The sequence below is a fragment of the Kitasatospora sp. NPDC059817 genome (assembly GCF_042731835.1).
Classification (GTDB): Bacteria; Actinomycetota; Actinomycetes; order Streptomycetales; family Streptomycetaceae; genus Kitasatospora.
In genome coordinates, this window is sequence record NZ_JBHWIR010000270.1 from 1 (window position 1) to 2,894 (window position 2,894).

Below are 2,894 nucleotides of genomic sequence, written 5' to 3' on the forward strand. Positions count from 1 at the left end.
GCCCCGCAGAGCGTGCCGGCCGGCCAGGGCGACGGCCCGGCCGGCCCCGCCCCGCTCTCGCACGCCCAGCAGCGAATGTGGCTGATGGACCACCTCGGCCAGGGCGGCGCCCTCTACAACGTCCCGCTCGCCACCCGCCTGCGCGGACCGCTCGACCCCGCCGCCCTCGCCACCGCCCTCACCGGCCTCACCGAGCGCCACGCCGTCCTGCGCACCCGCTACGGCCGCCAGGGCGACCAGCCGCACCAGCAGACCGACCCGGTCACCCCGGTGCCGCTGCGCACGGTGGACGCCACCTGGGAGAACGGCGCCGGGAACAACGCCCCCGCCCTGCTCGCCGCCGAGGCCGCCCGCCCCTTCGACCTCGCCACCGGCCCGGTCCTGCGCGCCCTGCTGCTGCGGCACGACCCGCAGGACCACACCCTGCTCCTGAACATCCACCACATCGCCGTCGACGGCGGCTCGCTGCCCGTCCTCGCCGCCGACCTGGCCGCCCTCTACGTCGCCGCCCGCGACGGCGTGGCGCCCCAACTCCCGCCGCCCGGACCGTCGTACGCCGAGTACGCCCGTGAGGAGCGCACCCGCGACGCCGAACTCACCAGCGCCGCCGACGCCCGCGCCCGACACCTGGCCGGCGCCCGCCCGCTGCCGCTGCTGCGGCCCACCCCGCCCGGGGCGCGCGAGCGCCGGGCCACGCTGCACACCGCCCCGCTCGCCCCCGCCACCGTCGAGGGCCTGCGCCGGCTCGGCGCCCGGCACGGCGCCACCCTGTTCGCCGTCGTCCTGGCCGCCGCCTTCGCCACCCTGCGCACCGCCGCCGACCAGGCCGACCTCACCCTCGGCTGCGCCAGCGGCCAGCGCCTGCGGCCCGAACTGCGCCGCACCGTCGGCCTCGGCGTCAACACCCTCGCGGTGCGCGCCGACCTGGCCGGCGATCCCACCTTCACCGAGGTGCTCGGACGGGCCCGGACCGCGCTGCTCGACGCGCAGCAGCACCACGAGATCCCGTTCGACCTGATCGTCGAGCGGCTCGGCGCGGCGGCCCGCGGCGCCGACGGCACCCCGCTGCTCTCCGTCAGCTGCGACCTCGTCCGCCCCGCGGAGCCGCTCACACTGCCCGGCCTCACCGCCGAGGACGTCGAACTCGACCTGGGCCTGGCCAAGTTCGGCCTCGCCCTGCTGGTCGAGGACGGCCCGCAGCCGCGCTGCCTGGTCCAGCACGACCGGGACGCCCTCGACGAGACCACCGCCGAGCACCTGCTCACCGCCTTCGCGGACCTGCTCGCCGCCGTCGCCACCGACCCCGACCAGCCCCTCTCCGCACTCCCCGGCACCCGCCTGGCCACCGCCCGACACCCGGCCCTCGCCGCACTGTCGGCCGACCCCCGGGTGGTCGAGGCGGCCGTCGTCGAGACCGCCGACGGCCCGCCGCTCGCCTACGCCGTGGTGCGCGGCCCGGTCGCCCCGACCGGCGTCGAACTGCGCGCCGCCCTGCGCCGCCACGTCGACCCCGCCCACCTGCCGGCCGCCGTCACCCTGCTGGACCGGCTGCCCCGGCACGCCGACGGGACCCCGGACCGCGGCCGGCTGCCCGGCGCGGCCCCGACCGCCCCCGAGCGGTCCGGCCCGCTCGACACCGTCCGGACGGCCTTCGGCGAACTGCTCGGCACCACCCCGCCCGCCGACGGCGACTTCTTCGCCCTCGGCGGCCACTCCCTGGTCGCCGTCCAGCTCGCCGAACGCCTGCGCACCCGCACCGGTCTGCCGCTCACCGGCCTGGACGTGCTGGAACAGCGCACCCCGCGCGCCCTCGCCGCCCTGCTCGCCACCCGCGAGGACGAGCGCCGCGCCGCCCCCGCCCGCACCGGCTCCCGCCCGGGCACCCGCACCCGCGCGGGCACCGTGCTGCTCACCGGCGCCACCGGCGGAGTCGGCGCGGCCGTCCTCCAGGAACTGGTGGCCCAGGGCCGTCCGGTCCGGGCCCTGGTCCGGCCCGAGTCCGCCCACCTGCCCGCCCTGCACGGCGCCGAGCTGGCCGAGGGCGACCTCGCCGACCTCGACAGCCTGCGCCGCGCGGTCGAGGGCGTCGACGCCGTCATCCACGCCGCCTGCACCTTCACCGAGCACGCCGTCGACCTCGCCGCGATGCGCGCCCTGGTCGAGGGCTGGCGCGGCGGCCCGTTCGTCTTCGTCAGCAGCATCGACGCCTACGGCCGCCCGTCCGGCACCGACGTCCCCGAAGGCGGCCCGACCGGCGAACCGGTCAGCCCCTACGGGCAGGCCAAGCTGGACTGCGAGCGCATCCTGTTCGAGGCGGCCGCCACCGGCCGGGGCCCGGCCACCGTGGTCCGCGCCCCGATCGTCTGGGGCCCGCACCAGCGCCTGCGCGACCAGCTCCGCTGGGGCTCCACCGGCGACCTCTACCAGGCCGCCCTGGCCGGCCGCCCGATCGCCCTGCCCGCCCCCGCCCCCGGCGACCGCTCCACCTGGTACGGCGCCGCCTGGGTGCACTCCGCCGCCCTGGCCCGCGCGCTCGCCGCCTGCGTCGCCGACGGCAACCCGGCGGCCGGCCGGATCGTCAACGCCGTCAACGGGCACGTCTCCTGGGCGGACTTCACCGGTGAGCTCGTGCGCCTGCTCGACTCCGGCAGCCCGCTGGACCTGCGCCCCGACGCCGATCCCGAACTCCGCCGCCCCTGGCACTACCGCGCGGAGACCCTCGCCGCCCCGCTGAGCCCCGAGCCGGGCGAGGACTGGCGCACCGTCCTGGCGGCGATGGTCGGCTGACCTGCACCGCTCCGCGTCGGGGGGGGGCGGGGCCCCCCCCCCCCCCCCCCCCCGGGGGGCGGGGCGCGCGGCGCGTGTGACAAACCCGCCCCGACACACACACGCGG

Annotated in this window: 1 protein-coding gene; it reads left to right on the top strand. The window is 79.1% G+C overall.

Annotated elements, in window-relative coordinates; all coding sequences use genetic code 11:
* Positions 1 to 2,787: condensation domain-containing protein (locus ACFV61_RS32925; protein ID WP_380495675.1), on the top strand; the 2,787-nt coding region annotated here is incomplete at its 5' end.
* Positions 2,788 to 2,894 lie beyond the last annotated feature (107 nt).